We start from the raw sequence: 26,989 nt of genomic DNA, 5'->3' as shown, positions 1-26,989 counted from the left end.
CAGGATGGGGACATCGGTGCCGGCGCCGACGGTCGTGGTGGTGATGGGTGTCGCCGCCTCCGGCAAGAGCACCGTGGGGCGCCTGCTCGCGCGCCGCCGGGGAGTGCCGTTCGTGGAGGGCGACGAGCTTCATCCGGCGGAGAACGTCGCGCGGATGGCGCGCGGCGAGTCGCTCGACGACGAGGACCGCAGGCCCTGGCTCCAGGCCCTCGCCGCCCGGATCCGCACCGCGACGCAGGACGGGACGGGCGCGGTGATCTCGTGTTCCGCCCTCAGGTACGCGTACCGGCAGCTCTTTCGCGAGGCCGGGTCCGGTGTGTGGTTCCTCCACCTCGACCTGGACCCCGAGGTCGCGCAGGCCAGGATCGACCGGAGGACCGGGCACTTCATGCCGGCGGCCCTCCTGGGCTCCCAGTTCGAGGCGCTGGAGCCGCTGCGGCCCGGGGAACCGGGGCTGACGGTCGACGCCGCCGCCGGCCCCGAGGCGGTTCTGGAGGCGGCCGAGGCCGCCCTCGCGGACTTCGAGGCTCGGGGCCGGCGCTGAGCCACCGAAGATTCCCGGCGGGGGTATGGCTGAACACGGCCTATCTGGCCGTGGGCCCCGCCGCCGTCGCCAACCTTTTCTACTACCGGGGTGTGGCGGCCGTCGGCCCCGCGTCGGCCTCCCTGATGATGTTCGCCGTACCGATCATCAACACGCTCTGCGCGACGATCCTGCTCGGCGAGTCCTTCGGCGTGCTGCAGGGAGCGGGCGCCCTGGTGCTGCTGACGGGGGCCGTACTCGCGGTCACACAGGGACGGCTGCCGTGGCGGTCGGCTTCCCCGCATCACCGGGGTGTTGGTGGTGCCGGCCGGGGCGAGCCCGAGGGTGTGGTCCGCCGCTGACCTGCCGATCGCCTCCCGCCCCGGGTGCCGGGTGGGCGAGGGGGACTCACGGGGCGGTCCCGTGAGCGCTCCGCTGCCGGCCTCCGTCCGCTTGCGGTGCCGCCGACCCGGCCCGGCAGGAGCCGGAGAATACCTCGCCCACAGGCACCGAAAAATCTGTGCTGGCGAGAGTAGACACTGCACCGTGTCGTGGTTAGTGTTTCTCTCGTAGACGCGGTCCAGCGGTGCTCGCCGGAGACGAACCGGCGGGCGTGGTTACCGAAGACCGCACATCGGCACGGTTGTGGGGTTCTGAAGCCAGGCAGGTGCAGGACGGCGACAGGACCGGCGGCCGGGCCCGGTGGCCCGCAGTGATCAGGGGTCGCCATCTCGGCGGTACCGCGGTGAACGCAGGTGCGGTACCAGCAGGTGAAGCCGAGTCGAGCGATATCAGCAGTCGCGGGACGCGGTATCCCGGTGAAGGCGCCCAGGCTGCGGGCGCGCGTGCCGGGAGGTCCGGGCAGTGGGGTTCCAAAGCCAGGGAAAGTGCAGGACGGGCGACGGGGCTGGCTGCCGGACGGGGTGACCCCTGCGGGTCGCCGCAGCGGTACCAGGAAGTTGCAGTTCAGCGGTACCCGTGTTGAGAAGAACCAGCAGCGCCCAGCAGTTCGAAGTCCGGACAGTACAGACAGAGGATGAACGGAGGGGACAGAGCACCATCAGGATCGCCCGGCCCGTGAGGCATGTTCGTCCGGGCGGACACCGCAGACCCCCCAGTTGCGAAGGACGGTGGTTTCCGGTCACGCATACGCGATCCCCGCACGCCCCCTCCCCCGGGGCAGTGCGGACCTGAGGAAGCCGGCTCCGGCCGGCAGATGGTGATGTAACCCTTCGGGGCCCCGGAGCCGCCACGGCTTCGGGGCCCCTCGACGCGTCCCCGACCCCACACGGAAGAGGTGCAGTGACCACGGCAACCATCCGGCCCCACAACCCCGGCTCCAACCCCGACCCCGGCCCCAGCTCCCTGGACGACGACGACTACCCCGCCTACACCATGGGCCGCGCCGCCGAGATGACCGGCACCACCGCCGCCTTCCTCCGCGCCCTCGGCGAGCACCGCCTCATCACCCCCCTGCGCTCCGACGGCGGTCACCGCCGCTACTCCCGCTACCAGCTACGGATCGCGATGCGCGCCCGCGACCTGGTCGACCAGGGCACTCCCGTCGAGGCCGCCTGCCGCATCGTCATCCTCGAGGACCAACTCGAAGAGGCCCTGCGCCTCAACGAGCAACTGCGCCGTCCGCCGGCCGACGCGCCGCCGCCCGCCGACACCTGACCCGGCTGCCCGGCGGTACCGGTCCGTGGTGCGCCGGGCCTGCGGTCGCTACGGTGGGTACCAGCCCCGCCGTCGGGCCGTCGGGCCGGCCTTCCGTTTCGCGGGCGCACCCCGACCGCCAGGACCCGCCGACGCAAGGAGCACCCAGTGGCCGCTTCGCCAGAGCTCGACCCGCCCGGCCTCGACGTCCGCCTTCGGCCGGGAGGGGACGCCCTCGTGCTGGACGTGGCCGGCGACCTCGTCCAGGGCACCGGCCCGCTGCTGCACGCCGCCGTCTCGGGCGCCCTCGACACACACCCCTCCCCGAGGGAACTGGTGATGGACCTGTCCGAACTCAGGTTCTGCGACTCCGGCGGCCTCAACGCCCTCGTCCGCGCCCACCACCACGCCCGCGAGGCGGGCACCGAACTGCACCTGATGAACCCGACCACCCCCGTCGCGTTCCTGCTGCATCTCACCGGCGTGGCCCAGGTGCTGCGCGTGAGTCCGAACCCTGGCGCGACCACCCGGGTGGCGGCGGATGCCCCATAAGGGGTGAGACCCACCGGGGCCCGGTGTCATCGCCCGGGTGCGGGCGCTCCGGTGCCCGAGGGTCGTGAGGCGTCGGTGAGGTCGGCGCCGGTGGCGGCGTCGCGCCGGGTGGTGCCGGGGCCGTGCCAGTCCAGGCACATGATGGTCGCGTCGTCGTGCAGGTGGCCGTGGCCGGCGTCGAGGATCGCTCCGATGAGGGTGCGGGCGGCCTCGCGGGGATGCAGGGCCCGGGTGCGGACGATCAGGTCCGGCAGGTCGAGGCTCTGGGCGTTGCGCTCCAGCATGCCGTCGGTGAGCATCACCAGCCGGTCCCCGGGCCGCAGATCCAGCGACTGGACCTGGTAGGTGTTGGCGTGGACGCCGAGGCCGAACGGCAGGTCGATCTCCGGGACGATCTCCCGCACCTGCCCGTCCCGCATCCTCAGCGGCCAGGGGTGTCCGGCGTTGACGAACTCGGTCCGGCCGTCGAGGAGGCTGATGCGCAGCAGCTGGCCGGTGGCGTAGCTCCGGCGGCCGTGGTCCCGTACCGCCTGGTCGGCCTGGCGGGCCTGTTCGTCGAGTCCGGCCCCCGCCCGGCGGGCCCGCCGCAGTGCTCCCACCAGGAGGGTGGCCAGCAGCGCGGCGTCGACGTCGTGGCCCATGGCGTCCGTCACGGAGAGTTGGACGGTGTCCCGGTCGATCACGTAGTCGAAGGTGTCGCCCCCGACGTGGTCGGCGGGCTCCAGCGCCCCGGCGACCGCGAACTGTGCCGCCTCGCAGGCCAGCGACGCCGGGAGCAGCCGGTGCTGGATCTCCGCGGCAAGGCTCAGCGGGGTGGTGCGCCGGCCCCACTGGTACACGTCGGTGAAGGACCGGTTCGCGATGACGATGTACGCCAGCGCGTGCGCCGTCTCGCTGATCTCCCGCATCACCTGCGCGCTCGGCGCTGCGGGGAGGAACAGTTCGAGGAGCCCGATGGCGTCCCCGCGGTTGGTCACCGGGGCGAGGACCCGCACGAGCCCGTTCCCGGTGCCGTCCTGCACCTTCGGCTGCTGGGTGCGGATCACGTCGTCGTACAGGGTGCCCCGCAGCGGGATGCGCCGGGCCGGCTCGTCGGTCTCGACGCTGCCGGCAGTGCCCAGTCGCACGACCGAGCCACCGGTGAAGTCAGTGATCAGGAACGAGACGGACGCTGCCCCCAGGTGGTCCCTGAGCATGCGCGCGACCACGTCGAGCGATTCCACGGGCGGCGCGGCCTCCGCGGCCTCCAGCGTCCCCGCGAGAGTCATCGCACTGCCCCGGGCACACCCGCCGACGGGAGGAGAGGGGTGGCCGCCGTCGCCGTCGGGCTCTCCTGCGCTCACTGCGACTCCTCAATGCTCGATGACGCTCGGACTCCGTCCCGGACGGGGAGGGGACCGCCCGGGACGCACTGGACGCGGCTACGGGATCCCCGGCCTCGCAGCCGGTCGGCGCACACCGGTCCTCCTGGACAAGGTACGGCCAGGGTTCCGGGGCTCCTGCGTTCCGGCACGGCCGGGAACGCCGGTCAGGTGGCTGCCAGGAGGACGGCCGTGTAGTGCGCGGTGAAGGCGGCGACGGTGAGGGTGTGGAAGACCTCGTGGAAGCCGAACCAGTGCGGTGACGGGTCGGGGCGCTTGAGTCCGTAGACGATGCCGCCCGCCGTGTAGAGCAGTCCGCCGGCGATGACGAGTGCGACGACCGCGGTGCCGCCGGTGCGCGCGAAGTCGGGCAGGTAGAAGACGGCCACCCAGCCCAGGGCGATGTAGCACGGCGTGTACAGCCATCGGGGAGCCCCCAACCACAGGGTGCGGAAGGCGATGCCGGCCAGGGCACCCGTCCACACCACGGTCAGCAGCACCTGCTGCCTGCGGGTGGGCAGCAGCAGTACCGCCAGCGGGGTGTAGGTGCCGGCGATGATCAGGAAGATGTTCGCGTGGTCCAGCCGCCGCAGGACCGCCTCCCCGCGCGGGCCCCAGGTCCCGCGGTGGAAGACCGCGCTGGTGGCGAACAGCAGGCAGGCCGACAGCGCGTACACCGAGCAGGCCGCCGCTGCCGCACCCGGGCGCGAACGGCCGACCAGGACGATGCCGCCCGCCAGTGCGAGCGGGAATGTGCCGGCGTGCAGCCAGCCGCGCATCCTCGGCTTCAGCGCCGCGGCCGCAGGCCCCACCTCGCCCGCCAGGACGGTCGCCTGTCCAGCCTTCGGCCGGCCGGTCGTGCCGGCAGGTGGATCGGCCGCGGGGGCGGCGAGGTTCGCGTCCCGGTGGGGCCGGTACTCCTGTCCGTGAGTCGATTGCTGGGCGTCTTCGGCGATCATGTTCCCACTGTAGGAAGTCGGCGGTCGAGTGCGGGCGACGCCACACCCGAACCGCAGGCGCGGACCTTGTCAGCGCGAACCGGATGCCAGGGGGCGTACCGCGGGTGTCCTTCTCGCGGTCGTGTTCGGCGCAATTGGCCTGGGCCTGATGGGCATTCTCCTCCCGTGACCGCGTCAGGGCTGTTCGTCGTCCGGCCACGTCCGGGTGTCGCGGGGCCGGACGTACGGCTCCTCCCCCTTGGGCAGTCCGCCTTCGGTGGCGCGTTCGCGGGAGAGCTCGGCGTCGAACTCCAGGCCGAGGAGGATGGCGAGGTTGGAGATCCACAGCCAGACGAGGAAGACGATGACGCCGGCGAGGGTGCCGTAGGTCTTGTTGTAGGAGGAGAAGTTCGCGACGTACAGGGCGAATCCGGCGGAGGCCGCCATCCAGAGCGCGACGGCGAGCAGGCTGCCGGGTGAGATCCAGCGGAACCCGCGGTCGCGCACGTTGGGCGCGGCCCAGTACAGCAGGGCGATCATCAGTGCGACGAGGAGCACCAGAACCGGCCACTTGGCGATCGACCAGGCCGTCAGGGCGCTGCCGCCCACGCCCAGGGCCCGGCCCACCCGGTCCGCGAGCGGGCCGGTGAACACGACGATCACCGCGCTCGCCGCCAGCAGCACCATGAGCAGCAGCGTCAGCCCCAGGCGCAGCGGGGTGGTCTTCCAGACGGGGCGGCCCTCGCGGATGTCGTAGACCGCGTTGGAGGAGCGGATGAAGGCCGCGACGTAGCCGGAGGCCGACCAGAGGGCGCCCGCCAGGCCCACGATCATCAGGACGGTGCTGGTGCCGCCGTTGTTCTGCAGCTGGTGGACGGCGTCGCGCAGGATGTCGCGGGCGGCGCCGGGTGCGAGGCTCTGCAGGTTGTCCAGGACCGAGTCGGTCGCGGTGCGCCCGATCACACCGAGCACGGACACCAGCACGAGCAGGGTGGGGAAGATCGCCAGGACGCTGTAGTAGGTGAGGGCGGCGGCCCGGTCGGGCAGCTCGTCCTCCAGGAACTCCTGGCCGGTGCGGCGCAGTACCGCCCACCAGGAGCGCGGGGGCAGGTCCCCGGGGGCGTCCGGGGCGGCTGCCTCGACCTGCCGACCGGGCCCGGGGCCGTCGGTGTGCTCCTGGCCTTCGGCCGTGTGCTTGCGGTGGTGCGGTGATGCCATACCGGGCGTCTGCCCGCGACGCCGGCGGTGAACCGTTCGCCGGTGTCCGGGGCCGGCGGCTCGCCGACCATCCGCCGGCCGGCACCACCGGAGCGAGCTGCGGGGGTGAAGCCGTCCTCTGCGGGGTATGTCCGAGGCATGCTCACCCTCGGCGTGGAGGAGGAGTACCTCCTGCTGGACCCGGCGACCGGTACGCCGGTTGCCCGGGCGGCGCAGGTGCGCCGAGCAGCGGATCTCCAGCCGGCGATGGACCAGGGTGAGGTCCAGCGCGAACTCCTCCAGGCGCAGCTGGAGATCGCGACTCCGGTCTGCCACGAGCTGGAGGAGGTCGGCGGCCACCTCCTGCGGATGCGCCACGCACTGGGCCGGGCCGCGGCCCAGGACGGCTGCCTGCTCGCCGCCTGTGCCAGCGCGCCGTTCACCGATCACCTCCCCGTTCCCGTGACGGAAACCGTGCGCTACCGGGCCATGCACAGTGACGCTCCCCGGCTCACCGACGAACAGCTGATCTGCGGCATGCACGTCCACCTCGGCATCCCCGACCGTGCGACCGGCATCGCGCTGCTGAACGGGCTTCGGCCCTGGCTCCCGCTGCTGGTGGCGCTGGCCGCGAACTCGCCGCTGTCGCAGGGCACCGACACCGGATTCGCCAGCTGGCGCACGCTGCTCTTCGATCGCTGGCCCGTCAGCGGTCCGCCGCCCTCGTTCGAGGGCGCCGACGACTACGACCACCGGACCGGGGCCCTGGTGGAGGACAGGTTGATCCCCGACCTCGGCCAGATCTACTGGCACATCAGGCTGTCCGAGCGGTTCCCCACCGTCGAGATCCGCGCGCTGGACGTGCAACTGCGCCCGGACGAGGCGGTGATGCTCGCCGGCACCGTCCGTGCCCTCGCCACCCGCCTGCTCGGCGACGCGGCCGCCGGGCGTCCGGTGCCCGTGATCCGGCCCGAGACGCTTGACGCGGCCGTGTGGTACGGCGCGAGGCACGGCTGCAGCGGTGAGGTGTTCGACCCGCTCCACGGCGGGCTGCGTGCGCCGGGGGACGCGGTGGCGGCCCTCCAGGAGTTCACCGCCTCCGCGGCCGGGAAGGACGGGCGGCACATCACGCCCGTCCTGGAGCGGATCCTGCGTGAGGGCAACGGGGCGGCGCGTCAGTTGCGCGAACTGCGCCGCGGCGGCCGTGAAGGGCTCGTCGGCATGATCGCCGACCAGACCACGGGTGCCTGAGCGACGACGAGGAAGCTCCGCCCTGGCCTGCGGTCGGGTGGCCGGGTCATGGCGACGTGACCCGGCCGCACCGGGCCCGGTGCGGCCGCAGCGGACCGCTGGTCGATCAGCGGGCCGGATCAGGAGGCGCGGAAGTTCTCGACGGCCCCCAGGGTGCGGGTGTCGGTGAGGAAGCCCTCGCGGACCATGCGCGGACGGACGCAGGCATCACCGAGGACGGTGCCCTCCGGCCGGCCCGAAGCGGTTGCGCCCACGCTGCTGTCCTGGACAGCACAAGCCACCCCTCCGCCGCAACGAAGGGGAATGACGTGCGGTCGTGGCGTCACCCTGGAGCCCGGCGCCGATCACCCCCTTCCGAAGGCCGGCCCCGCACCTGAGGGTGAATGCTGGGCATGCGGGCGGCCTGCGCGAGGTGCAGAGTCGTTCGAAGGCCGGGCACCCGTCCCGGCCGTTGCCGAGGAGTCCGCCGTGACCGCTGGGTCGTCCTTCGTGACCGCTGGGTCGTCCTTCCGACCGTCCACCCTGCCGCCCTGGCCGGTGCGGCTGCCCCGCCAGCCCGATCCCCGTCGGGAGAGCACCCGGTGAGCACCGGCGCCGTGTCGGCCCGTCCGCTGACCGACCAGGCCGGGTCCGTGAGCACCGGAGCCGACGCCGCGGAGCACCGTCGATCCGTGGCCCGGGCGTTCACCCGGATGGCGGCCTGCGGGGAGCTGGATCTCCCGCTGCCCGGCGGCGGCCTGACCCGCACCCGGTGGGAGGCACTCACCCGCTGGGCGCAGGCCGATCTCTCGTTGGCCCGGCTCGCCGAGGGACACGCGGACGCCGCGGCGATCCTCGCGGAACTCCGGGCGCTGCGCGTCCAGGGTGCGGAGGATCTGCCCTCGGGCGGGGAGGGGGCTCGCTGGGGCGTGTGGGCGGCGGAGCCCCCCGGCCACAGGCTGGAGGCGCGGCAGGTGCCGGGCGGGTGGCGGCTGTCCGGGGTGAAGCCGTTCTGCTCGGGCGCCCGGGTCTGCACGCACGCTCTGGTGACCGCGCGCGAAGGGGAGCGGCGACGCCTGTTCGCCGTGGAGGTCCGGCAGCGCGGCGTCGAACCGCTGCCGGACAGCTGGCCCGGAGCCGGCATGGCGGGCAGCGACACCCTGGACGTGACCTTCGACGACGTCCGGGCAACGCCGGCCGGCGGCCCGGGAGCCTACCTGGAGCGCCCGGGGTTCCACCACGGCGGTATCGGCGTCGCCGCGTGCTGGTACGGCGGCGCCCGCGCGGTGGCCCGCACGCTGCTGGCCGCCTCCCGGACGTGGGAGCTGGACCCGCACGCCCTGGCGCACCTGGGCGCCGTCGACGCCCGCCTGGCCACCGTCGAGGCCTTGCTCGACAGCGCCGCCGCGGCCGTGGACGCCGACCCGCACGACCTCGACGGCGCCGCCGGCCTGCGGACGATGCGGGTGCGCGCCGCCGTCGAGCAGGCCGGGGGCGAGGTCCTGACCCGGGTCGGCCGGGCCCTGGGCGCCACCCCTCTCGGTCACGACGCCGTCCATTCGCGCACCGTGGCGGACCTGACCGTCTACCTGCGCCAGCACCATGCCGAACGCGACCTCGCGGCCCTCGGCAAGGCCGCCTCCGCCACCCGGCTGTCCTGGGAGGACGAATGACCGGCCGTCCGGCGCCCTCCCTGTCGGTCCCCGAGCCGCCGCTCCCACCCGCCGACCCGATCCAGGCACCCGGCACCCGGGAGGAGGAGTGGCTCGCCTGGCCCGGGCTGACGGGCCTGACCGCGGTCGACCCGCTCGACGCGCTGCCCACCGGGGCGGCCCGCTCGCCCCGGGTGCTGATCATGGCGGCCCATCCCGACGACGAGGTCCTCGGCTTCGGCGGCACGACAGCCCTGCTGGCGGCGGCCGGCGTCCGCCTGCGACTGGTGTCCGTCACCGCCGGGGAGGCCTCCCACCCCCGCAGCCGGGCACCGTCGGCCCGTGACCTCGCTGCTGTCCGCCCCCGGGAACTGCATCAGGCCCTGGGCCGGTTGGGCGCCGACGTGCAGAGTGTGAGCCTCGGCGTGCCGGACGGGGCGGTCGCCCGCCACGAGCGGGACCTCACCGGTCGGCTGGCAGGACTGCTGCGCGACTGCGACCTGTGCGTGGCACCGTTCAGCCGGGACCTGCACCCCGACCACGAGGCCGCCGGCCGCGCCGCGCTGCGCGCAGGCGCCGCCGCGGGCGTGCCGGTGTGGGAGTACCCGGTGTGGGCCTGGCACTGGGCCGTACCCGGCGACGTCCGCCTGCCCTGGCACCGCGCGGCCCGCATCGCGCTGCCGCCCGACGCCCGGGCCCGCAAGCAGGAAGCCTTGGAGTGCTTCCGCAGTCAGACCCAGCCGCTCGGCGACCGGCCCGAGGACGCGCCGATCCTGCCGCCGGCGGAACTCGCGCACTTCCGACGCGACTTCGAGGTGGTCTGGCGATGACCGCGCCCGGGATCAGGGCGGCGGACGGCGGCGGGGCCGGGAGCACACCGGGGGAGTACTTCGCCCGGATGTACGCGGACCGGCCCGACCCGTGGCGGCTCGCCGACCGCTGGTACGAACAACGCAAGTACGCCCTCACCCTCGCGGCCCTTCCCGCCCCGGACTACCGCAGCGCCTTCGAGCCCGGCTGCTCGGTCGGCGTCCTGTCTGCCCTGCTCGCCGGCCGTTGCCGGGCCATGCTCTCCTGCGACCGGGAGGAACGCGCCCTCGCCCAGGCCCGCCCACGGCTCGCGCGCCTGCCGCACGTGCGCATCGAGCACCGCGTGCTGCCCGCTGACTGGCCCGCGCCCGGCGAGCGCTTCGACCTCGTCGTCCTGTCCGAGCTGCTGTACTACTTCACCGCCGCCGAGGTGGCCGCCCTCCTCGACCTCGCGGTGCGGTCACTCGACCCGGGCGGAACCCTGCTGCTCGTCCACTGGCGCCACGAGGTGACCGAGCACGCGTCGAGCGCCGACGTCGTCCACCGGCAGGCCCGCGCCCACCCGGCCCTGGTGCGGATCGCCGGCCACACCGAACCGGACTTCCTCCTCGACGTGTTCATCCGCCCCGAGCGGGCCGGCACACCCGCCCGGCGCCTCTCGGTGGCCGCCCGCGAGGGGCTGACGTGATCCGGTCCCTGGCCGTGGTGGTGCCGGCCCGGGACGAGGAGGAGCTGCTCGGGGACTGCCTCGACGCCCTGCACCGGGCCGCCGCGCATCCATGCGTCCGAGCCCTGCCGGTCCGGGTGGTCGTCGTCGCCGACGCCTGCGTGGACGGCACCGCTGCCGTCGCCCGTCGGCACGGTACGGATCTCCTGGAGCTGAGCGCCGGCAGCGTGGGCGCGGCCCGCGCGGCCGGCAGCCGCCACGCAGTCGGCCTAGCCCTGGCGGCGCGGCCCGGCCTGACGAGCCGCCAGATCTGGCTGGCCCACACCGACGCGGACTCCCTGGTCCCGCCGGGCTGGCTCGCGCAGCAGCTGGCCCACGCGGCCGCCGGCTGGCACGCGGTGGTGGGAACCGTCCGGGTGGCCGACTGGAGCGGCCACCCGGACGGAACCGCCGACGCCTTCCGCCGGCGCTACCGGCGGCGCGGCCTCCCTGCCGGGCATCCGCACGTCCACGGGGCCAACCTGGCCGTGCGGGCCGACGCCTACCACGCGGCCGGCGGCTTCGACCCGCTGACCGTCGGTGAGGACCGCAACCTGGTGGCCGCCCTGGAGGCCGCCGGCCACCCGGTGAAGCGCACCACCCGGAACCCGGTCACCACCTCCGCGCGGCGCGATCCCCGCGCTCGCGGAGGATTCGGCGACTTCCTCCTGGGCCTCGACACCCTGGCGGGTTGATCACCGGGGGCGCTTTCCCGGCCGGTGTCCGAGCCGGTACCTGCGGCGCCGTCCGGCTCCGTCCGGCCCCCTCTCGCAGGGCGAGGTCGCGGACGGCTGCGTGACCTGCCCCTGGCACGGCAGTGTCTTCCGGCTGTCCGACGGCTGGAACGTCGGCGGTTCCGCCACCGCCCCGCGGCCGCGCTTCGCCACCCGCACGGACCTGAACGGCAACCTGCAGGCGCGCCTGCCGGGCGCGGGCTGAACCTGCCGACCGTTCCTGTCGGTGCTACTGCGAACCGGTGGCCTCCGGAACGGCCTGGTGTGCCGTCCCAGGGTTCGGGGAAGGCGTGCCCGGACCGTGCTTCCCCCAACCTTTCGGGAGCACACCGTGGCAGACGACTTCGTGATCGACGTGAGCCGGATCCGGGACGAGGCCCGGCAGAAGATGGCCGACGGCGCCGTGACCAGCACCTACGGCCTCGACACCGGGAAGGTGATCGCCGTCCTCAACGACGTGGTCGCCACCGAGGTGGTCTGCTGGCTCCGCTACACCCGGCACGCCATCTCCGCCGTGGGCATCGACCGCGCCCAGGTGGTGGCGGAGTTCACCGAGCACGCGGCCGAGGAGATGCAGCACGCCCTGCGGGCGGCCGAGCGGATCGCCCAGCTCGGCGGCGAGCCCGACTTCGACCCCGCGACCCTCGCCCAGCGCGCCCACACCGACTACACCACGCCGGACGAGAAGGACCTCAAGGCCATGCTGGAGCACAATCTGCTGGCCGAACGCATCGTGATCTCCACCTACCAGGAGATCGCCCGCTGGCTGGGGGACCACGACCCGACCACCCGCCGCCTCATCGAATCCATCCTCGAGGAGGAGGAAGAGCACGCCGACGACCTCACCGACCTCCTCGCCGTCTGACCCCGGCAGGCGGCTCCCGGCCGATTGGGCCGGCCGGATTGCGGACAGACGCGCAGCAGCCGCTCGGCGCGGGCGGCCCTGGCCCACAAGGGAGGTCACCATGGTCAGGATCCTGTACAAGCCCCTCGGGCTGCTGATCGGCGCCCTCGGCGGGATCGTCGCGGGCGCCGTTTTCAGGCGCCTGTGGGCCCTTCTCGGTCATGAGGACGACGCGCCCCGGGCCACCGACCGGGACAGGACCTGGAAGGAGGTGCTGACCGCCGCCGCTCTGCAAGGTGCGGTGTTCGCTCTGGTGAAGGCCGCGATCGACCGCGGCGGCGCGGTCGGCACCCGCCGCCTGACCGGCACCTGGCCCGACTGAGGCCGCACCCGCGTCGGTGAACCGCTGACGGCCGCCATCAGCGGCCTGGGAGGCAGTCATGAAGGAGTTCGACCGCGAACTCGCCCACCGCAACGCCACCGATCTGTCGCACCTCAAGGACGAGGTGGACCGCAAGAACACCGAACACATCGACCGGGCCCGCGCCACCTCGGAGGAGCCCGCCGGTGAACCGGAGGACGACGAGGGCGGATCCCCGGCAGACCGGACGGCGTGACGGGACCGGCGACGGTACGCTCACGCCACGAGAGGGGCCGGGGCGGCCGTCAAGCCGGAGGCGGTCAGCAGCCGGCCGTCCGCGTCGTCGGTCACGGTCGCGCGGTCGACCCGGTCGGCACCCGCGAGGACCCACCGTCCGGCGACCGGGCAGCGGCTCCCGGCACAGCCGCGCCGACCTCCGTCGACGCGGCCGGAAGTACCGGCCGGGAGGCGGTCTCAGCCGTTGACGTCGAGTGCCGTCCCGTACAGCCGGGACACCTTCAGACGGATGACCACCCGATGCTCGGCGACCAGCTGCGCCAGGAACGCATCCTCGTCCTGCGGCCTCGCGGCCGCCGGCACCATGGCGAGCAGCTCCCGCCCGACCGCGTCCCCCGGCGTGGTGGTGACGGCGGAGACATCGGCCTCGCCCTCGGCCACCGCGAACGACCACACATCGCCACCTTGCACATGCACGGCCGCGCGTGGGTCGCGCCGGAGCTGTCCGACCTTGATGCGGTCGGCAGTCGTGGAGAACCGGACGATGCGTGCTGCGGCGTCCCAGCTGTAGAGCATGGTGGTGAGATGGGGGTGGCCACTGCTCTTGTTGGTGGCGAGGATCGCGAACTGCTGGGTGCTCAGCAGTTCGGAGAGAGCATCGTCGGAGAGGGCGCGAGGTGCTGGACCTTGAGTCATGACGTGCTGAACTCCCTTGCAGCCCTGTGCATTCCAGCTGCCGTCCGGATGCGCGGCCACCGGCCCGAGTGCTTCGGTACCCGCGCCTTCGGCCCGGTCGGCGCCGAGGGCGCCTCCAGCCCGGTGCAGGTGCGCCGCGCCGGCCGGCTCGGCTGCCTGTTCACGGACGGTGGAGCTGCTCGGGTGGGACGGTTCGTTGCCGGTACTGTCCGACCGCGACCTGCGCCAGGTGCCGTAGCAGGCGGCGGTTGCGCAGGTTCAGGACCAGTTCGCTCGGCGGTCCCTGGAGGCGGGCGCCGGGGCCGGTCAGGGGGTGTTCGTCGAGCAGCACCAGGGTGTTGTCGCCCCAGGGGATGAGGGTGAACGCGATGCGGGCGGCGCCGAACGGGCTGGCCTCGGCCTCGAGTTCCAGTCGAGCACGGGGTTCGCAGATCCGCACGGTGCAGCTGTCACGGAAGGTGAGCGGGCCCAGTCCCACGGCGTAGCGCAACTCGGCGCCGACAGCCGGCCACGCCGGGTCGACGTGTTCGATGTCCCGGGTGGCGACGACCCACTCGGCGTAGCTGTGCCCGTCCGCGAGGACGGCCCAGACCTGCTCCGGCGGGCATTCGATGAACTGTTGACGCCGTGCCATACGACTCCTCCTCGGTGCTTCCCGCCGGGTGGCCCACGGGGGCGGGCGGGCGTGATGCGGTGACGGGTCAGTGGTGAGCCTGCGGTCCGGAGAGCAGCCGCTGGGCGGCGGCGAGGCCGGGGGAGAGGATCCGGCCGGCCAGCAGTCGGTGCGAGCGGATGGCGGCGCGGGCCGCGTTGGCACCGCAAGGCCGTGGACGCCGCCACCGGGGTGGGCGGAGGACGAGGCGAGGTAGAGCCGGGAGACGGGTGTCTCGGGGCGCCCGGTGCCCGGCACCGGCCGGAAGACGAACTGTTGGTGCAGGGCGGTGGTACCGCCGTTGATCGCGCCCCCGACCAGGCTGGCGTTCATCGACTGGAGGACCGGAGGGGTGAGGACGCGCCGGGCGGTGATCCTGTCCCGGAAACCCGGCGCGAAGCGCTCGACCTGCCGCTCGACGCGCTCCGCCATCGCGTGGGCCTCGCGCTCGTCCCAGCGTCCGGTGATCGCGTCGGGCCCCAGGTCGTCCTTGATCGTCTGCGGGACGTGGGTGTACGCCCAGGCGGACTCGGTGCCGGGCGGGGAGCGGGTGGGGTCGGCGGTGGTCATCTGCCCGAGCAGGGCGAACGGCAGGCGCGGAAGTCGACGGGTGGACAACTGGAGTGCGTAGTCGCTCAGTTCGTCCATGTCGGCGCCCAGATGGACGGTGCCGGCGGCGCGTGCCCCGGCCGCTGTCCAAGGGACGGAGCCCCTGCTCCATGGCGGCGCACGTTTCGGCGGCGCTCCTGTGCGCCGGCTCGGTGGGCGGGCCGAGCCCGGGCGGGACGGGGGGCCTCGCTCGGCACCCGTCACGAAGCGGCCATGTCCGCTCGCAGCCGCTCGCCTCGTCGAAGTCCGGCCCCCGGCCCCCGGCCCCGGCCCCCGGCCCCGGCCCCGGCCCCGGCCGCGGGCGCGGGCGCGGGTGGTCAGGCGGTCGGCACGGGGGCGAGGAGTGCGGTGCTGTTCCGCCTCCAACGGGTGAGGGCGTGCTCGGCGAGGCGTTCGTCGAGCAGGACGCTCGCGGCGAGGCCGAACGCGATGTCGTCCTCCAGACCGGGTTCGTCCTGCAGCAGCGCGTCGATGACACCGTGGCGCATGAGCTGTTCGTGGACGGCGTCGGCCTCGACGTGCTCCTGGTAGAACCGGGTGCCCGCGGGCCCGGCGCCGAGGCGCTCCAGGGCTGCGGCCAGACGGGCGGATCCGGGCGAGGACGTGATCTCCACGCCGGCGAACTGCCCGATCAGGGCGCCGCGGTGCGCCCGGTGCAGGGCGAACAGCGACATCAGGTTGACCACAGCCAGCGCCGGGGCGGGCACGAGATCCAGGTAGCGTCCGTAGGATCCGTCCAGGCCGAGGTCCGCCATCATCTCGGCGAACAGCCGGGAGTGGGTCCGCTCGGGGTGCCCCGCCCCGTATTCGTCGTACTGGACCGCGACGAGCGCCGCTTGGGCCGCACCATGGAGGCGGGGGATCACCCAGCTCTGCGGGTCGGCCTCCTTCAGGTGGTACAGGGAGCGGAGCACCAGGTACTCGCGGGCCTGCCACCGCTCGCCTTCGCGCAGCAGGAAGTAGGAGGGACCCTCACCGTCGACGGGCTCCAGCAGGAGCTCGCTCAGCTGCCCCGCCAGCGGGGCCACCGTCCCCGTTTCCGCGCGCAGGGCGTCCAGGAAGGCATCCTCCAGAACTCGGCGCAGGCCCAGGACCGCGGGGTGCCATTCCCACGCGGCGTCCACACCGGTGAAGGCGCGGTAGTGCAGTTCGTAGCAGAGATAGAGGGCCAGCTGGTGGTCCTCACCCCAGGGGTCGGCCGTGCCCGCATCGGCGAGCGGAACCGCGGCACCCGGCCCGGGGGCGGAGCTCAGCAGCGTGACGAGCGCCCGGGTCAGGGGCCCCCGCGGTTGCGGAAGGGCGGGGCCGGGGCCCGCTGCCGTGACACCCACGAGAAGAACCTCCAGGAAGAGTCGGGGGTTGTGACTTGCTCCTACCCGCCGGACGGGCCTCGACCCGCCCGGGTCCGTCCGGCACGTTCAGCGGCCGGCCCCCGACGTGTCCTCGCCCTCCTGCCGCGCCCGCTCCGTCGGTGGCAGCGAGCGGCGGCGGTGGCTGGTGTCGCAGAAGGGGTAGTGCTTGCTGCGCCTGCAGACGCACAGGGCGACGATCGGGCGCTCACCCGACCGCACGGTGCCGTCCGGCAGGACGATCTCGACAGGCCCCTCCACCAGCAGGGGTCCGCTCTCCGCGGGCATCGTCAGACGTCTCGGACGCTGCGCGTCAGGCCGCCCGGACACCGCGGATCACCGCCAGTTCCTCGTGTCGCACCCCGGCGGCGATCAGTCCCTGCTCCTCGAACCACTCGGCGCGCGCCGACATGACCGGACCGAAGGGGATCCGCTGCCGGGCGGCCACCTCGGTCCGCAGACCGGCCCGGGAGAGCGCCCGGCAACTCGCCTCGACCCCGGACAGTGAGGAGTGCACCAGGAGCAGGACACCGCCCGGAGCCAGCACTCGTGGGGCGTCGAGGCAGATGCGGTCGATCAGTGCGCGCCCGTCGGGCCCGGCGTCCCAGGCGCGTGCCGCGCCGTGGGTCGGCAGGGCGTCGCCCGCCGCCGGCACGTACGGGGGATTGGAGGCGATCAGGTCGAAGAGCCGCCCGCGCACGGGCTCCAGCAGGTTTCCGTGCCGCACGTGGATGTGCCGGCCGTTCAGTGCGCCGTTGACCCAGGCCGTGGCGAGGGCGCGGCGCGAGACGTCGATCGCGGTGACGCGGGCCCCCGTTCCGGCGGCGGCGAGGGCCACCGCGCCGGTGCCGGTGCCGATGTCCAGAACCTCGTTCCCCTCCCGGAGGTGCTCGCGGGCCAGGCTCGATATCAGTAGATCGGTGTCATCCTGCGCGCGGTAGACACCGGGAGGTTTCAACAGCCACATACTGCACGTTTGCCCCTCTTTGCGCTGCTGACACGCTGCCGCCCGGCACGGGAACGGGGTCGGCTTCCCCGGGTCAGGCGCCCGAGAAGGTCTGCGGTCACCAGAGTGGGTGGCTGGTCGGTGCCCGGGCGGAGGATCGTTGCGGCGAGGGCTCGCCCGGTCGGCCGGCGCCAACGGGTGGTCCAATGATGCCGTTCGGCCAGTGGCCGGAGGAATGCGGCGAGATTCGGGTCGTGGCCGAGGGCGGCACTGTGCAGAACGGCAGCGCGTTCGGGGTCGCTGAGGCCCGGTGCGGCCAGGGCCGGTGCCGCCTCTCGCCACGTTGCCCGCAGCCGCTTCGGTACCGCGATGGTGTCGTCGGCAAGGGTCGCGGTGCCGGTCAGCCGGTCAGGTCACCTGGGCGGATGCGGTAGACCTGCAGAGTGAGTCCGTAGTACTTGGTGGTCTCGCCGACCCACTCCATGCCGAGCCGCCTCGTCATGGCGATGGCGCGGAGGTTGTTCGGCCGCGCGACCGCGAAGAGTTCCTCGGCGTCCTGAGTGAAGGCCCAGGCGATGAGCGCGCGGCCGCCCTCGGTGGCATAACCCTGCCCCCAGGCCTCGGGGGCCACCTGCCAGCTCATCTCCAGGTCGTCCTCGTACGGTGGCAGCAGCCGGATGCCGAGGCCACCCACCACCGCGCCGTCGTCCCGGCGCTGCACGGCCCACCGGCCCCGAGGCGCCGGCAGATTCGGCTGCGCCTCCTGCCACGCCTCCAACAGCGAGCGCATCGCCGCCACGTCACCGACGCGTTCCATCGCCGGAGTGAGCCAACGCGCGACATCCGGCGAACCGTAGATCGCCAGGGCGTCCTCGGCATCGTCGACGGACCAGTCCCGAATGACGAGCCGCTCGGTGACCAACGCGATGTCCATCGCCCGGACCTCCTCAGTCTTCCTGGTGCCCATGATGCTCCCGCCTCCCCGCGGCCGCACGGCTGGATCGTGGACGGCAGCAACCCGGCGGCGGGCCGTTCACCCAGCAGGGGAGCCGACTGCGACCGGCACCGGCACCGGCCCCGACCGGTCCGCCGGCCGTCGACCGGCCGAGCGCAGCGGGTCGATGCCGTGGTCAGGGCTTCCCGAGGCCCACGGGAGCGCTTCGCCGTCGGAGGGCGGGAGCACCCGGCACCCGTCAAGATCGGCAAGGTCAACCTCGGCACCGCCGGCATCGGCGCCTGCCAGTACGCCTGCCTCGACCTGGTGGGCCGGTAGGACTGGGACGGTCGGTTCGGGGCATCCTCGGCCGCTGCTCCGCCCTCCGGAGGGCCGGGCGGCCGCCCGCGTCGACGTGGCCGAGGGGGCGGTGCGCAACGCCGTCCCGCGGGCCCCCAGGACCGGGCCTCGGCGCTGCACCGGCATGGCGCTGCTGCCAGCCCGGCCGGTGCGGAATCGCGGCGGGAGCTGGGCCCGCGACCCCGCCCGGTCGGGCTGGACGAGATCCGACCGCTGCGCCCCGCTCGGGGGAGCGGCCCGCCGGCGCTGCCGTCGTGACCGACGGGCCGTGCCGGGTGGGACCGGGACCTGTGGCGCGGCCTGCCCGGAAGCTGGGCGGCGGCGCTCCGACGAGGTCCACGTGAGTGCTGTGCAGAGCCCTCGGTCCCGGACGGTGCAAGGCGATGACGCGGGCGCCGTCCCGCCCGTACCGTGCTGTGGGTGCCGGACGTGCCGCAGGCGCGGACGTGCCCACGGCGGCGGGGGAGGGGTGGGACGGTGGCGGATCACGTGTTCAGCCGGGGAAAGGGCCAGGGGCGGGCACGGCTGGAGTTCCCGAAGCCCGAGCGCGCGGTGCTGCTCGCCGTCCGCAAGCAGCGCGGGGCGCCGATGGACCTCTTCACCGTGCGCCCCACCGGCCGCCGCGGCCACTTCGTCCGACGGTTCGACGCCGAGGACTCCGAGGCGCTGGTGCTGCTCCCCCGGGACCGCCAGGGGCGGCACCAGAAGTTGTGGGTGGAGACCGAGGGCCACTGGTCGCTGCGGGTGCGCGAGGTTCCCACCGCGCGGGCCTTCACCCGCGAGGTGGAGGGAGCGGGCCCGGAGGTGCTGGACTACCGGGGACCTGCCGGGTGGGCGACGATCACCCACCGCGCCACCCGCGAGCGCTTCGTCCTGGCGGCCCACCCCGACGGCCCTGACCGGGCGCGGGTCGACCTGAAGTCGGTACCGCACCCCGTAACGGACACCGGGGCGCAGTCGACCTGGCGCTACGTCGTCCCGCTGGACGGGCCGACGCTGCTCGCGGTGGAGCAGGGGCAGGACTGGTCGATCAGCGTCACGCCCGTCGACGCGCCGGATCCGCACTCGCCCGTGCGGCGCTGGGCCGGCACCGCGACGATGCTCTTCGAACGGCCACGCGCGGACGGCCCCGTCCTGCTCGACTTCCACTACGAGGGGCGGGGACGCCAGATGGCCCCCAGCCTGGAGGTGCTGGACGACGACGGGCTGCGGCGCGAGTACCTGCCCGGCCTCGGCCTCAGCCAGGACCACCGGTTCCTCCTCGGGGCCGACGAGCGGACGGCGGGCCTGCGCAGTCTGCGGATCCGGGTGGACGGGCCTGACCGGGAGTGGGAATTGCGGCTCACCGACGTCGAGCACGCCCGGCCGCTGCGGTCGGCGGCCGCGGGCAACGGCGCCGAGGTGCTGCGCTACGAGGGCCCGCCCGCGGTGCTGTCCGTCGCGCACGTCGGGGAGTCCAATGTCGCCGAGGTGACGGGCTGGGGCCCCGGCCGCTACGACTGGCGGCTGAAGACGGGCACGCCCGGCCGCAGTTGTCACGGCGCCCTGATCGGCGCGGGAAGGGCGCCCGAGCTGATCCGCGTCCTCGCCTGGGGGCAGTGGCGGCTGCAGGTCACCCCGCTCGACTCCGTGCGCGCCTTCGCCCCGCGGCGGGAGAGCACGGGCAGCACCCTGGTGCGCTGGAGCGGGCCCGCGGCCGACCTGCGGCTGACCCATCTCGCCGGACACCCGCTGCCCATCACCGTCGACGTGCTCTCCGAGGAGCTGCGCAGCGTCGGCCGGCTGACGGCCGGGCCGCCGGCCGCCCCGGCCGACGGTCTTCCGGTGCGGCCGGGCGCCCTGCTGGCGGTGTCCGACCCGTACAACGCCGGCTGGGTGCTGGAGGGTCGGTGAGGGCCGTGCGGCCCGGACGGCCCGGGCGGCCGGCCGCCGCGAACAGGGCTGTGCGGCTCAGCGCGGACCGGTCGGCTCCGGTACGCCGAACGCACGCTCGGCCGTCGTCGTCACCCACATCGGAAGCTGCGCCGCCGCGACAGCAGGGGAGGCGGGGTAGTCCGGGCTGACCGACCCCTTCGGGAAGAACGCCACCCGGCACCGCCGGCACAGCCAGGCCGCCTGCCAGACCCGGTGGTGCCGTTCCCAGACCGCGTGCCCCGCCCTGGTAGCGTCCTCGGCCACCCGGACCCGCCGCCGCCGCGTCGCCAGCTGCACGACCAGCCCGGCCAGCGCCAAGGGCACGGAGAGGACCAGCGGGCCGAGGAGGTAGCCCATCCGGTAGGAAGCGTCGGCGACCTCCGGGTCGGGGACACCCTTGGCCACGTTCATCAGCCAGAGGACGGTGATCACGCCCGCCACCGTGTAGAGCACGACGGCGGGCGTGCTGCGTGCGACCGCCGCCGGTGCCGGCGGCGGTGGCGGCAGGAGCTGGCCGTGCTCCGGTGCCCCGAGCGGGTGGGCGGCATCGGTCAAGGTGTGCGGCACGCTCACCGTCTGGTCGGACTCGGCGCATCGGGGGCATTCAGCGTTCATCGGCCGGTACTGCTCCCGGTTCTGAGGTGCACTCGCAGGGTGTGCGCGGACGGCTTGACAGCGTATTGGAACACAGGTGCCAGAGCCTCCGTCGCATGATCTCGGCACGCGGACCAGCTCAGAGCCGGGGCCGCGCGTCCCCGCCCCTGACCACTGGCCACCAGGGCCGTCCACGGGGCGAACGGTGCGAACGGGCCGGGCGACCGTCGCCCCCACACGGGGTGGACCGGTCAGCAGCCGCCCGTGGTGGAGCAGGAGTCCTGCGGAGCGGCGCCGAGGGTGACGAGCTGCGGCGCGGCGGGGGTCGAGCAGCAGCCACCGGTGTCGGTCTGCTCGGCGCCGGTCTGCTCGGTGCCCGGCTGGTCGAACAGGCCGGCGCCGCCGCACACGCCGGTCTCCGGCAGCGTCAGCTCGACGCGGGCGGCGGCCGCGTGGTCCCCGGCCAGGGCGGCGGCGACGGAGCGGACCTGCTCGTAGCCGGTCCTGGCCAGGAACGTGGGCGCGCGGCCGTAGGACTTCATGCCGACCAGGTAGAAGTCGCTCTCGGGGTGGGAGAGCTCGGCGGCGCCGTGGGGGTAGACGGTGCCGCAGGAGTGCTGGTTGGGGTCGATCAGCGGAGCGAGCGCGACGGGAGCCTGCAGACGCTCGTCGAGGCCGAGGCGGACCTCGGAGAGGAACGACAGGTCCGGGCGCAGGCCCGTCAGGACGACGACCTCGTCCAGCGGATCGCTGCGCCGCCCGTCCTCCGAGAGCAGGACCACCCGGCCGTCGGCCTGTTCGACGCCGGCGGTGCGGAACCCGGTGAGGGCGCTTGCGTGACCTGCCTCGACGGCCGCCTTGGCGCGGAGGCCGAGCGCACCGCGGGCGGGGAGCTGGTCGGCGTCGCCGCCGCCGTAGGTCGAGCCGCTGAGGCCGCGCCGGAGCACCCAGACCGCGTGCGTGCCGGGCTCCTCCTTCGCGAGGCCGGCGAGGAGGGCGAGGGCGGTGAACGCGGAGGCGCCGGTGCCGACGACGGCGGTGCGCCTGCCCGCGTGGCGGGCGCGGACGGCAGCGTCCTTCAGGTCGGGGACGCGGTAGGAGATCCGGGCGCCGTGGGTGCCTTCGCCGAGGGCGGGCAGGCCGTCGGCGCCGAGCGGGTTGGGGGTGGACCAGGTGCCGGAGGCGTCGACGACGGCGCGGGCGGTGATCCGCTCCTCGCTCCCGTCGGCCGTGGTGACGTGGACGGTGAACGGCTGCTCGGCGCGCCCGGAATCGACGATCCGGTCGCGTCCGGCGCGCGCGACGCCGGTGACCCGGGCGCCGTAGCGGACGCTCCCCCAGCCTTCGGCCGGGGGTGCCCCCATGCCGAGGACGTCGGCGAGCGGCTGCAGGTAGAGCTCGGCCCAGTCGGCGCCGGACGGGTAGGAGGCGCCGTCGGGGCGGACCCAGCCGGTGGGGGCGAGGAGTTTCTCGGCGGCCGGGTCGACGACCTCGGCCCAGGGCGAGAACAGCCGGACGTGGGCCCACTCGCGCACCGCCGTGCCGGCCCCGGGCCCGGCCTCCAGGACCAGGGGCTCGATGTTCCGCCCGATCAGGTGGGCGGCGGCGGCCAGGCCGACCGGGCCGGCGCCGATCACGACGACGGGCAGCTGATCGGTGGGGGTGTTCTCGCTCATGTCAGGGTCTCCGGGAGGATGCGGCGGTGCGGGCGGTGGGGTTGGGGGACGGGTCAGCAGCAGCCGGCAGCGGCGGCGACGGCCTCGCGCTTGGCTGCCGGGTCGCAGCAGACCTCGGAGCCGGCGTGCTCGGCGGTCCCGCAACAGGGGGCCACGGCGACGGTCACCCGCACGGCCGGGCGTTCGGTGGCGATCGGGCCGCAGCAGCCGGTGGACCGGGTGGCGGTGTCCGGGGCGGGGGTGGCGCGGTCGCTCATGACGATCTCCTCGGCGAGGGGCAGGTACTGGTCGGCGGACCGGAAAAGCCGTCGGCCGCTTCACTGATTCGACGTTTGTCGATGTGCCTCCGAGCTTGCCGCTGGCTTCGATGGATGTCAACATAGACGCATGTCGAATCTGAAGTTGGTGGAGCTGCCGGTGGTCGAGCCCGAGACCGCGCCGTGCTGCCCGCCCGTCACCTCGGCGGCCCTGTCCGAGGCGGACTCGGTGCGGATGGCGGCGATGTTCAAGGCGCTCGCGGACCCGGTCCGCCTGCGCCTGTTCTCCCGGGTCGCCTCCCACGAGGGCGGTGAGGCGTGCGTGTGCGACATCCAGGACGTCGGCGTCTCCCAGCCCACCGTCTCCCACCACCTCAAGAAGCTGCGCGAGGCCGGCCTGCTCACCAGCGAGCGGCGCGGCACCTGGGTCTACTACCGGGTCGCCCCCGAGGCGCTCGCCGCCATGGCCGGCCTGCTGGCGGCCGCTCGCTGACGGCCCGCCCCGGTCGGCGGGGCTTTTGCCGTGGCCTTTCATCGACTATCGTCGATTGTCGATGAATGAGATGCGCTCCCTCCCCCTGATCGACGCGGAAGCCGCCGAGCGGTACGCCGCGTGGTTCAAGGCGCTGGCCGACCCGACCCGCGTCCGGCTGCTCCACCTGCTGGCCGTCGAGGGTCGGCCGCTGGCCGTCGGTGAGATCGTCGAGCGGGCGAGCGTCGGTCAGTCGACCGTCTCGCACCACCTGAAGATCCTCGCCGAGGTGCGCTTCGTCCAGGCCGAGCGCCAGGGCACCTCCACCCGGTACGAGGTCAACCGGACCTGCCTGGCGGTCTTCCCGGCCGCCGTGCGGATGATTCTCGGAGAGGACTCCGCCGGGCAGGGGGCCGACCGTGGCCGCTGACTTCACCGTCGTCCCGATGGTCGCCGCCCATGCCACCCAGGTCCTGACGATCTACCAGGCCGGGATCGACGAGGGTGACGCCACCTTCGAGACCGCGGCTCCGACCTGGGAGGCCTTCGACGCCGGGAAGCTCCCGGCCCACCGCCACGTCGCCCTTGAGCCGGGAGGCCGAGTGCTCGGCTGGGTCGCCGCGAGCCGGGTCTCCGACCGCTGCGCCTACGCCGGCGTGGTCGAGCATTCCGTCTACGTCCACCCCGGCGCCCGCGGGCGCGGCGTCGCCCGGGCCCTGCTGGACGCCCTGATCCACTCCACGCAGGCCGCCGGCATCTGGACGATCCAGTCCGGGATCTTCCCCGGGAACACCGCCAGCCTCGCCCTGCACCGGCGGGCGGGCTTCCGCGTCATCGGCACCCGCGAGCGGATCGGCCGGCAGCACGGCGTCTGGCGCGACGTCGTGCTGGTCGAACGCCGAAGCCCGGTCGTCGACTGAGCGGGAGACGATCAGCTGTCGCTGTCGCTGCTGCCGCTGCCGCCGTCGTGCCGGTACCGCGCCCGCCTGGTCGGCCGGGGGCGGGAGCGCTCGGTGGCGGCGTCCAGGATCGTGAAGTCGAGCCCGGCGCGCCGCAGGTGGTGGCCGACGGCGCGGCCGGCCTGCCCGCTGCCGGCGACGAGGACCTGGGTGCGCCGGGCCTCGCTCACTTCGAACCGGCCGCGGCCGAGGTGCGCCGACGGTGGTCGAAGACCAGTGCCACCAGGGTGAGGCCCACGACGCCGCCGACCAACTGCAGGCCGATGAAGCCCGGTACGGAGCTCGGGGCGATGCCCGCGAAGGTGTCGGTGAACGCGCGCCCGATGGTGACGGCCGGGTTGGCGAAGGAGGTGGACGACGTGAACCAGTACGCGGCGCCGATGTAGGAGGCGACCGCGACCGGCGCGAACCGCAGGTGGTCGGTCTTCGCCAGTCCGAAGATCAGCAGGACCAGGCCCGCCGTGGCGACGACCTCGCCGAGCAGCAGGTGCCCGGCGGACCGGTCGTGCGTGGACCACTGCACCAGCGCCTTGCCGAACATCGCGTCGGCCAGGATCGCCCCGGCGATCGCACCGACGATCTGTGCCGGGATGTAGGCGGCGACCTCGCGCGGGCCGAGCCCCTCGGGGGCCTTGCGGCCGGTCCACCACTCGGCCAGCGTGACGACCGGATTGAAGTGCGCGCCGGAGACGGGGCCGAGCAGCAGGATCAGCACGCCGAGGCCGAAGACGGTGGCCAGGGAGTTGGCGAGCAGTTGCAGGCCGACGTCCTCGCTGAGCTCGGTGGCCTGGATGCCGGAGCCGACCACGACGGCGACCAGCGCCGCGCTGCCGACCAGCTCGGCCACGACGCGGTTGGCGAGCGGGACGGCGTGGGGGCGCCCCCGGCCGGAGGTCGGGGGAGGTTCGACCGTGAACGGGTCCGCGATGTCGGGTCCGGCCTCCATGGCGCTCAACGGGTTCTCCTCGGACGGGGCGGGCTGGCCGCCGGGCGGGGGTGGGTGGTTCAGCAGGACCGCTTGCGACGGTTCGCGGCGGCCTCACGGGCGGTGGCGGCCAGCCCGGCGAACTCCGCCGCCACGGCCTCAAGGGCGTCGGGGCGGAGCGAGTAGTAGGTGAATCGACCGCACGGCTCGGTGTCGACCAGTCCGGCGTCCCGGAGGATCCTGAGGTGGTTCGACAGGTTCGTCTGCCGGGCGCCGGTCTCCTCGACGAGGTGGGTCGTGCACAGTGCCTCCTCGGCGAGCAGCGTGAGGATCCGGATCCTCAACGGGTCGGCCAGGGCCTTCATCACGTCACTGTCGACTGACATCACCATGGGCTGATACGTTAGCGCTCGCCGGGGGAAATCCCAAGCCGCACGGCCCCGCCCGGGCCGCAGACGCACCGCACCCCGCCGCGGGTCTCGACGAAGGAAGAGCCATGCCCACCACCGCCTCCGCGTCCGTGCTGTTCGTCTGCATCCACAACGCGGGCCGCTCCCAGATGGCGGCCGGCTTCCTGCGCCACCTCGCGGGCGACCGCATCGAGGTCCGCTCCGCCGGCTCCGTGCCCGGAGACCGGATCAACCCGTCGGCGGTCGCCGCGATGGCCGAGCTCGGCATCGACATCTCCGACCGGAAGCCCAAGGTGCTGACCGCCGACGCGGTCCAGGCCTCCGACTACGTCATCACCATGGGCTGCGGCGACGCCTGCCCGTACTTCCCCGGCAAGAAGTACCTGGACTGGAAGCTCGACGACCCGGCCGGCCAGGGTGTCGAGGCGGTCCGCCCCATCCGCGACGAGATCAAGCGCCTCATCGAGGGCCTGATCGCCGAGATCGACGCCGGGCCGCAGGAGAGCTGACGCCCAGCAGTGGGCACACCGAAGAGCGCCTTCGCCCGGAACAGCGGGTTCGCCGCCGGCTCCGGGGTGACTGCCCGGGAACGGACTCCGCGAGCTTCGCTCCATCATGTCCAGCGCCGTGCTGATGACCGTCGGGCATCGCCGGCGGGCCGTCGCGCCCTTCCTGTCCTACGGCCGCACGGGGCCGGTCCTGAACGGTGCGGGGTGCCCGGTCAGTGCCGTGCCGAACGGGTCCGGCGCCTGTTCACCGGCCGGTGCCGGTGTCGGAGCCGGCGGGGCGTCGGCCTGCGCCCGTTCCAGCGGGAAGTCGATGCTGCGCAGCACCCGTGTGAACAGCGGCGCGTACACGTCCTGCCAGTGGGCGAGGTCCGGGGTGGTGAGGTCGACGACCAGCACGCCGCCGCCGGGCCCCGGCAGCGGGAGGTGTCCCTGTGCGCGGAGCAGCGGGATTCGCGCCGTCCTGCCTCCGTCGGCCGGTACCTCCCAGCCGGGCGTGGTCCGTACGGTGACGACCACCGGGCCGGCCGGGGCGGTGAATTCGCGTACCTCGGCGCCTGCCGCCTCGCCCTCGGTGGTCAGCACCGAGAGCAGGCCGGCCGCCGCCGTCCGCCGGTCCGCCGCGCCGGTGTCGACGCCGGCGACGGTCAGTACGGCCGTCGACGGGGCGCCGTCGATGCTGCCGAAGGCGGTGCCGGACCAGATGGTGCCGGCCGCCTCCAGGGCGGCCGAGCCGTCCAGGTACAGCTCGGCGAGCGCTTGCAGGTGGTCCGCGCCGAGGCCGGCGGCGGACGTTCCGAGCCGCGCCAGGACCACGGCGGCCGCCGCGTCGGCGTCCGTCACCTGCTCGAACGGGACGAAGTCCGGCGGTACCTCGAATTCGACGCCGGGCTCGCCGGCTGCCTCGGTCGCGGTGCTCAACGCTGTTT

General features: G+C 74.0%; 35 protein-coding genes and 2 pseudogenes. 19 read left to right on the top strand and 18 right to left on the bottom strand.

What is annotated here, in order from left to right; translation table 11 throughout:
• The first annotated feature begins 4 nt into the window (after positions 1-4).
• The 4 genes from OG689_RS02605 (at position 5) to OG689_RS02590 (ending at position 2,731) form a co-directional block, all read left to right on the top strand.
• Positions 5-544, top strand: coding sequence for a gluconokinase (locus OG689_RS02605; protein WP_266317109.1), 540 nt, complete (start codon positions 5-7; stop codon positions 542-544).
• On the top strand, positions 541-885 hold the full coding sequence (locus tag OG689_RS02600; RefSeq protein ID WP_266326814.1) for a DMT family transporter: 345 nt from the start codon (positions 541-543) through the stop codon (positions 883-885). The genes OG689_RS02605 and OG689_RS02600 overlap by 4 nt, the downstream gene beginning before the upstream one ends.
• A 1,033-nt stretch (positions 886-1,918) precedes the next feature.
• The gene (locus OG689_RS02595) at positions 1,919-2,200 is read left to right on the top strand and encodes a MerR family transcriptional regulator (protein WP_266326812.1); all 282 of its coding nucleotides are present in this window, start codon (positions 1,919-1,921) and stop codon (positions 2,198-2,200) included.
• Between the two features lie 147 nt (positions 2,201-2,347).
• Positions 2,348-2,731 (top strand): STAS domain-containing protein, encoded by a 384-nt coding sequence (locus tag OG689_RS02590; protein ID WP_266317107.1) that lies wholly within the window; start codon positions 2,348-2,350, stop codon positions 2,729-2,731.
• A gap of 26 nt (positions 2,732-2,757) precedes the next feature.
• Here the strand turns inward: OG689_RS02590 and OG689_RS02585 are convergent, their stop codons facing one another.
• The 3 genes from OG689_RS02585 to OG689_RS02575 form a co-directional block, all read right to left on the bottom strand.
• The gene (locus OG689_RS02585; RefSeq protein WP_266326810.1) at positions 2,758-3,999 is read right to left on the bottom strand and encodes a PP2C family protein-serine/threonine phosphatase; all 1,242 of its coding nucleotides are present in this window, start codon (positions 3,997-3,999) and stop codon (positions 2,758-2,760) included.
• 260 nt (positions 4,000-4,259) lie between these two features.
• Complete coding sequence (locus OG689_RS02580; protein ID WP_266326808.1) at positions 4,260-4,871, bottom strand: hemolysin III family protein; 612 nt, start codon at positions 4,869-4,871, stop codon at positions 4,260-4,262.
• Positions 4,872-5,225: 354 nt separating this feature from the next.
• Entirely contained in the window at positions 5,226-6,248 is a 1,023-nt protein-coding gene (locus tag OG689_RS02575) for a YihY/virulence factor BrkB family protein (RefSeq protein ID WP_266317106.1), read from the bottom strand.
• Positions 6,249-6,386: 138 nt separating this feature from the next.
• Here OG689_RS02575 and OG689_RS02570 point away from each other — a divergent pair, with 138 nt between their 5' ends.
• Positions 6,387-7,478 (top strand): glutamate--cysteine ligase, encoded by a 1,092-nt coding sequence (locus OG689_RS02570; protein ID WP_266317104.1) that lies wholly within the window; start codon positions 6,387-6,389, stop codon positions 7,476-7,478.
• A gap of 119 nt (positions 7,479-7,597) precedes the next feature.
• Here the strand turns inward: OG689_RS02570 and OG689_RS02565 are convergent, their stop codons facing one another.
• The gene (locus tag OG689_RS02565; protein WP_266317103.1) at positions 7,598-7,732 is read right to left on the bottom strand and encodes a hypothetical protein; all 135 of its coding nucleotides are present in this window, start codon (positions 7,730-7,732) and stop codon (positions 7,598-7,600) included.
• Positions 7,733-8,059: 327 nt separating this feature from the next.
• Here OG689_RS02565 and OG689_RS02560 point away from each other — a divergent pair, with 327 nt between their 5' ends.
• The 8 genes and pseudogenes from OG689_RS02560 (at position 8,060) to OG689_RS02525 (ending at position 12,820) form a co-directional block, all read left to right on the top strand.
• On the top strand, positions 8,060-9,130 hold the full coding sequence (locus tag OG689_RS02560) for an acyl-CoA dehydrogenase family protein (protein WP_266317101.1): 1,071 nt from the start codon (positions 8,060-8,062) through the stop codon (positions 9,128-9,130).
• Positions 9,127-9,939 carry a PIG-L family deacetylase gene (locus OG689_RS02555; RefSeq protein WP_266317099.1) on the top strand — a complete coding sequence of 271 codons (813 nt, stop codon included), beginning with the start codon at positions 9,127-9,129 and terminating at the stop codon, positions 9,937-9,939. The genes OG689_RS02560 and OG689_RS02555 overlap by 4 nt, the downstream gene beginning before the upstream one ends.
• Entirely contained in the window at positions 9,936-10,607 is a 672-nt protein-coding gene (locus OG689_RS02550; RefSeq protein ID WP_266317098.1) for an SAM-dependent methyltransferase, read from the top strand. Before OG689_RS02555 ends, OG689_RS02550 begins: the two co-directional genes overlap by 4 nt.
• Positions 10,604-11,320, top strand: coding sequence for a glycosyltransferase (locus tag OG689_RS02545; protein ID WP_266317097.1), 717 nt, complete (start codon positions 10,604-10,606; stop codon positions 11,318-11,320). Before OG689_RS02550 ends, OG689_RS02545 begins: the two co-directional genes overlap by 4 nt.
• Before the next feature lie 64 nt (positions 11,321-11,384).
• Positions 11,385-11,564 (top strand): annotated as a pseudogene (locus OG689_RS02540) (Rieske (2Fe-2S) protein); the annotation flags it as partial.
• A gap of 126 nt (positions 11,565-11,690) precedes the next feature.
• Entirely contained in the window at positions 11,691-12,224 is a 534-nt protein-coding gene (locus OG689_RS02535; protein ID WP_073928171.1) for a ferritin-like domain-containing protein, read from the top strand.
• Between the two features lie 100 nt (positions 12,225-12,324).
• Positions 12,325-12,585 carry a DUF4235 domain-containing protein gene (locus OG689_RS02530; RefSeq protein WP_266317095.1) on the top strand — a complete coding sequence of 87 codons (261 nt, stop codon included), beginning with the start codon at positions 12,325-12,327 and terminating at the stop codon, positions 12,583-12,585.
• A gap of 58 nt (positions 12,586-12,643) precedes the next feature.
• Entirely contained in the window at positions 12,644-12,820 is a 177-nt protein-coding gene (locus OG689_RS02525; RefSeq protein WP_266317093.1) for a hypothetical protein, read from the top strand.
• 218 nt (positions 12,821-13,038) lie between these two features.
• Here the strand turns inward: OG689_RS02525 and OG689_RS02520 are convergent, their stop codons facing one another.
• The 7 genes and pseudogenes from OG689_RS02520 to OG689_RS02490 form a co-directional block, all read right to left on the bottom strand.
• Entirely contained in the window at positions 13,039-13,497 is a 459-nt protein-coding gene (locus OG689_RS02520; RefSeq protein ID WP_266317091.1) for a TIGR03618 family F420-dependent PPOX class oxidoreductase, read from the bottom strand.
• Positions 13,498-13,657: 160 nt separating this feature from the next.
• Positions 13,658-14,131 (bottom strand): SRPBCC family protein, encoded by a 474-nt coding sequence (locus tag OG689_RS02515; RefSeq protein WP_266317090.1) that lies wholly within the window; start codon positions 14,129-14,131, stop codon positions 13,658-13,660.
• A gap of 67 nt (positions 14,132-14,198) precedes the next feature.
• Positions 14,199-14,869: pseudogene (locus OG689_RS02510) on the bottom strand (phytoene desaturase family protein); the annotation flags it as partial.
• A gap of 206 nt (positions 14,870-15,075) precedes the next feature.
• A complete protein-coding gene (locus OG689_RS02505) occupies positions 15,076-16,089 on the bottom strand; it encodes an iron-containing redox enzyme family protein (protein WP_266317089.1) in 1,014 nt (337 codons plus the stop codon).
• An 87-nt stretch (positions 16,090-16,176) separates the two neighbouring features.
• On the bottom strand, positions 16,177-16,395 hold the full coding sequence (locus OG689_RS02500; protein WP_266317088.1) for a CDGSH iron-sulfur domain-containing protein: 219 nt from the start codon (positions 16,393-16,395) through the stop codon (positions 16,177-16,179).
• A 25-nt stretch (positions 16,396-16,420) separates the two neighbouring features.
• The gene (locus OG689_RS02495) at positions 16,421-17,074 is read right to left on the bottom strand and encodes a HemK2/MTQ2 family protein methyltransferase (protein WP_266317087.1); all 654 of its coding nucleotides are present in this window, start codon (positions 17,072-17,074) and stop codon (positions 16,421-16,423) included.
• Positions 17,075-17,453: 379 nt separating this feature from the next.
• Positions 17,454-18,020, bottom strand: coding sequence for a GNAT family N-acetyltransferase (locus OG689_RS02490; RefSeq protein ID WP_266317085.1), 567 nt, complete (start codon positions 18,018-18,020; stop codon positions 17,454-17,456).
• A 159-nt stretch (positions 18,021-18,179) separates the two neighbouring features.
• Here OG689_RS02490 and OG689_RS02485 point away from each other — a divergent pair, with 159 nt between their 5' ends.
• Complete coding sequence (locus OG689_RS02485) at positions 18,180-18,326, top strand: hypothetical protein (RefSeq protein ID WP_266317084.1); 147 nt, start codon at positions 18,180-18,182, stop codon at positions 18,324-18,326.
• 510 nt (positions 18,327-18,836) lie between these two features.
• Positions 18,837-20,240 (top strand): hypothetical protein, encoded by a 1,404-nt coding sequence (locus tag OG689_RS02480; protein ID WP_266317082.1) that lies wholly within the window; start codon positions 18,837-18,839, stop codon positions 20,238-20,240.
• A 57-nt stretch (positions 20,241-20,297) separates the two neighbouring features.
• On the opposite strand, the gene OG689_RS02475 is transcribed toward OG689_RS02480, so the two are convergent.
• From OG689_RS02475 to OG689_RS02465, 3 genes are all read right to left on the bottom strand, one after another.
• Positions 20,298-20,828: a hypothetical protein gene (locus OG689_RS02475; RefSeq protein WP_266317081.1), complete on the bottom strand. Its 531-nt coding sequence runs from the start codon at positions 20,826-20,828 to the stop codon at positions 20,298-20,300.
• Positions 20,829-21,106: 278 nt separating this feature from the next.
• Positions 21,107-22,531 carry an FAD-dependent oxidoreductase gene (locus tag OG689_RS02470; RefSeq protein WP_266317080.1) on the bottom strand — a complete coding sequence of 475 codons (1,425 nt, stop codon included), beginning with the start codon at positions 22,529-22,531 and terminating at the stop codon, positions 21,107-21,109.
• Positions 22,532-22,584: 53 nt separating this feature from the next.
• Positions 22,585-22,788 carry a hypothetical protein gene (locus OG689_RS02465; RefSeq protein ID WP_266317079.1) on the bottom strand — a complete coding sequence of 68 codons (204 nt, stop codon included), beginning with the start codon at positions 22,786-22,788 and terminating at the stop codon, positions 22,585-22,587.
• A gap of 130 nt (positions 22,789-22,918) precedes the next feature.
• Here OG689_RS02465 and OG689_RS02460 point away from each other — a divergent pair, with 130 nt between their 5' ends.
• From OG689_RS02460 to OG689_RS02450, 3 genes are all read left to right on the top strand, one after another.
• Positions 22,919-23,281 (top strand): metalloregulator ArsR/SmtB family transcription factor, encoded by a 363-nt coding sequence (locus OG689_RS02460; RefSeq protein ID WP_266317078.1) that lies wholly within the window; start codon positions 22,919-22,921, stop codon positions 23,279-23,281.
• Positions 23,282-23,351: 70 nt separating this feature from the next.
• Complete coding sequence (locus OG689_RS02455; RefSeq protein WP_266317077.1) at positions 23,352-23,690, top strand: metalloregulator ArsR/SmtB family transcription factor; 339 nt, start codon at positions 23,352-23,354, stop codon at positions 23,688-23,690.
• 16 nt (positions 23,691-23,706) lie between these two features.
• Positions 23,707-24,180, top strand: a complete 474-nt coding sequence (locus tag OG689_RS02450) for a GNAT family N-acetyltransferase (protein WP_266326806.1) — start codon at positions 23,707-23,709, stop codon at positions 24,178-24,180.
• Positions 24,181-24,191: 11 nt separating this feature from the next.
• On the opposite strand, the gene OG689_RS02445 is transcribed toward OG689_RS02450, so the two are convergent.
• From OG689_RS02445 to OG689_RS02435, 3 genes are read right to left on the bottom strand one after another with little or no spacing between them, the layout of a single operon-like run.
• Positions 24,192-24,389, bottom strand: coding sequence for an FAD-dependent monooxygenase (locus OG689_RS02445; protein ID WP_266317076.1), 198 nt, complete (start codon positions 24,387-24,389; stop codon positions 24,192-24,194).
• A complete protein-coding gene (locus OG689_RS02440) occupies positions 24,386-25,174 on the bottom strand; it encodes an MIP/aquaporin family protein (protein ID WP_266317075.1) in 789 nt (262 codons plus the stop codon). Before OG689_RS02440 ends, OG689_RS02445 begins: the two co-directional genes overlap by 4 nt.
• Positions 25,175-25,224: 50 nt before the next feature.
• Entirely contained in the window at positions 25,225-25,536 is a 312-nt protein-coding gene (locus OG689_RS02435; RefSeq protein WP_266317073.1) for a metalloregulator ArsR/SmtB family transcription factor, read from the bottom strand.
• 104 nt (positions 25,537-25,640) lie between these two features.
• Between OG689_RS02435 and OG689_RS02430 the strand changes: the two genes are divergently transcribed.
• Positions 25,641-26,063, top strand: coding sequence for an arsenate reductase ArsC (locus OG689_RS02430; RefSeq protein WP_266317071.1), 423 nt, complete (start codon positions 25,641-25,643; stop codon positions 26,061-26,063).
• Between the two features lie 168 nt (positions 26,064-26,231).
• Here the strand turns inward: OG689_RS02430 and OG689_RS02425 are convergent, their stop codons facing one another.
• A complete protein-coding gene (locus OG689_RS02425) occupies positions 26,232-26,981 on the bottom strand; it encodes a hypothetical protein (RefSeq protein WP_266317069.1) in 750 nt (249 codons plus the stop codon).
• Between the last annotated feature and the right edge of the window lie 8 nt (positions 26,982-26,989).

The organism is Kitasatospora sp. NBC_00240 (assembly GCF_026342405.1).
In the GTDB taxonomy this organism is placed as follows: Bacteria; Actinomycetota; Actinomycetes; order Streptomycetales; family Streptomycetaceae; genus Kitasatospora.
Note: the sequence above shows the minus strand (reverse complement) of the source record. Positions and strands in the feature narration are given on the sequence as shown.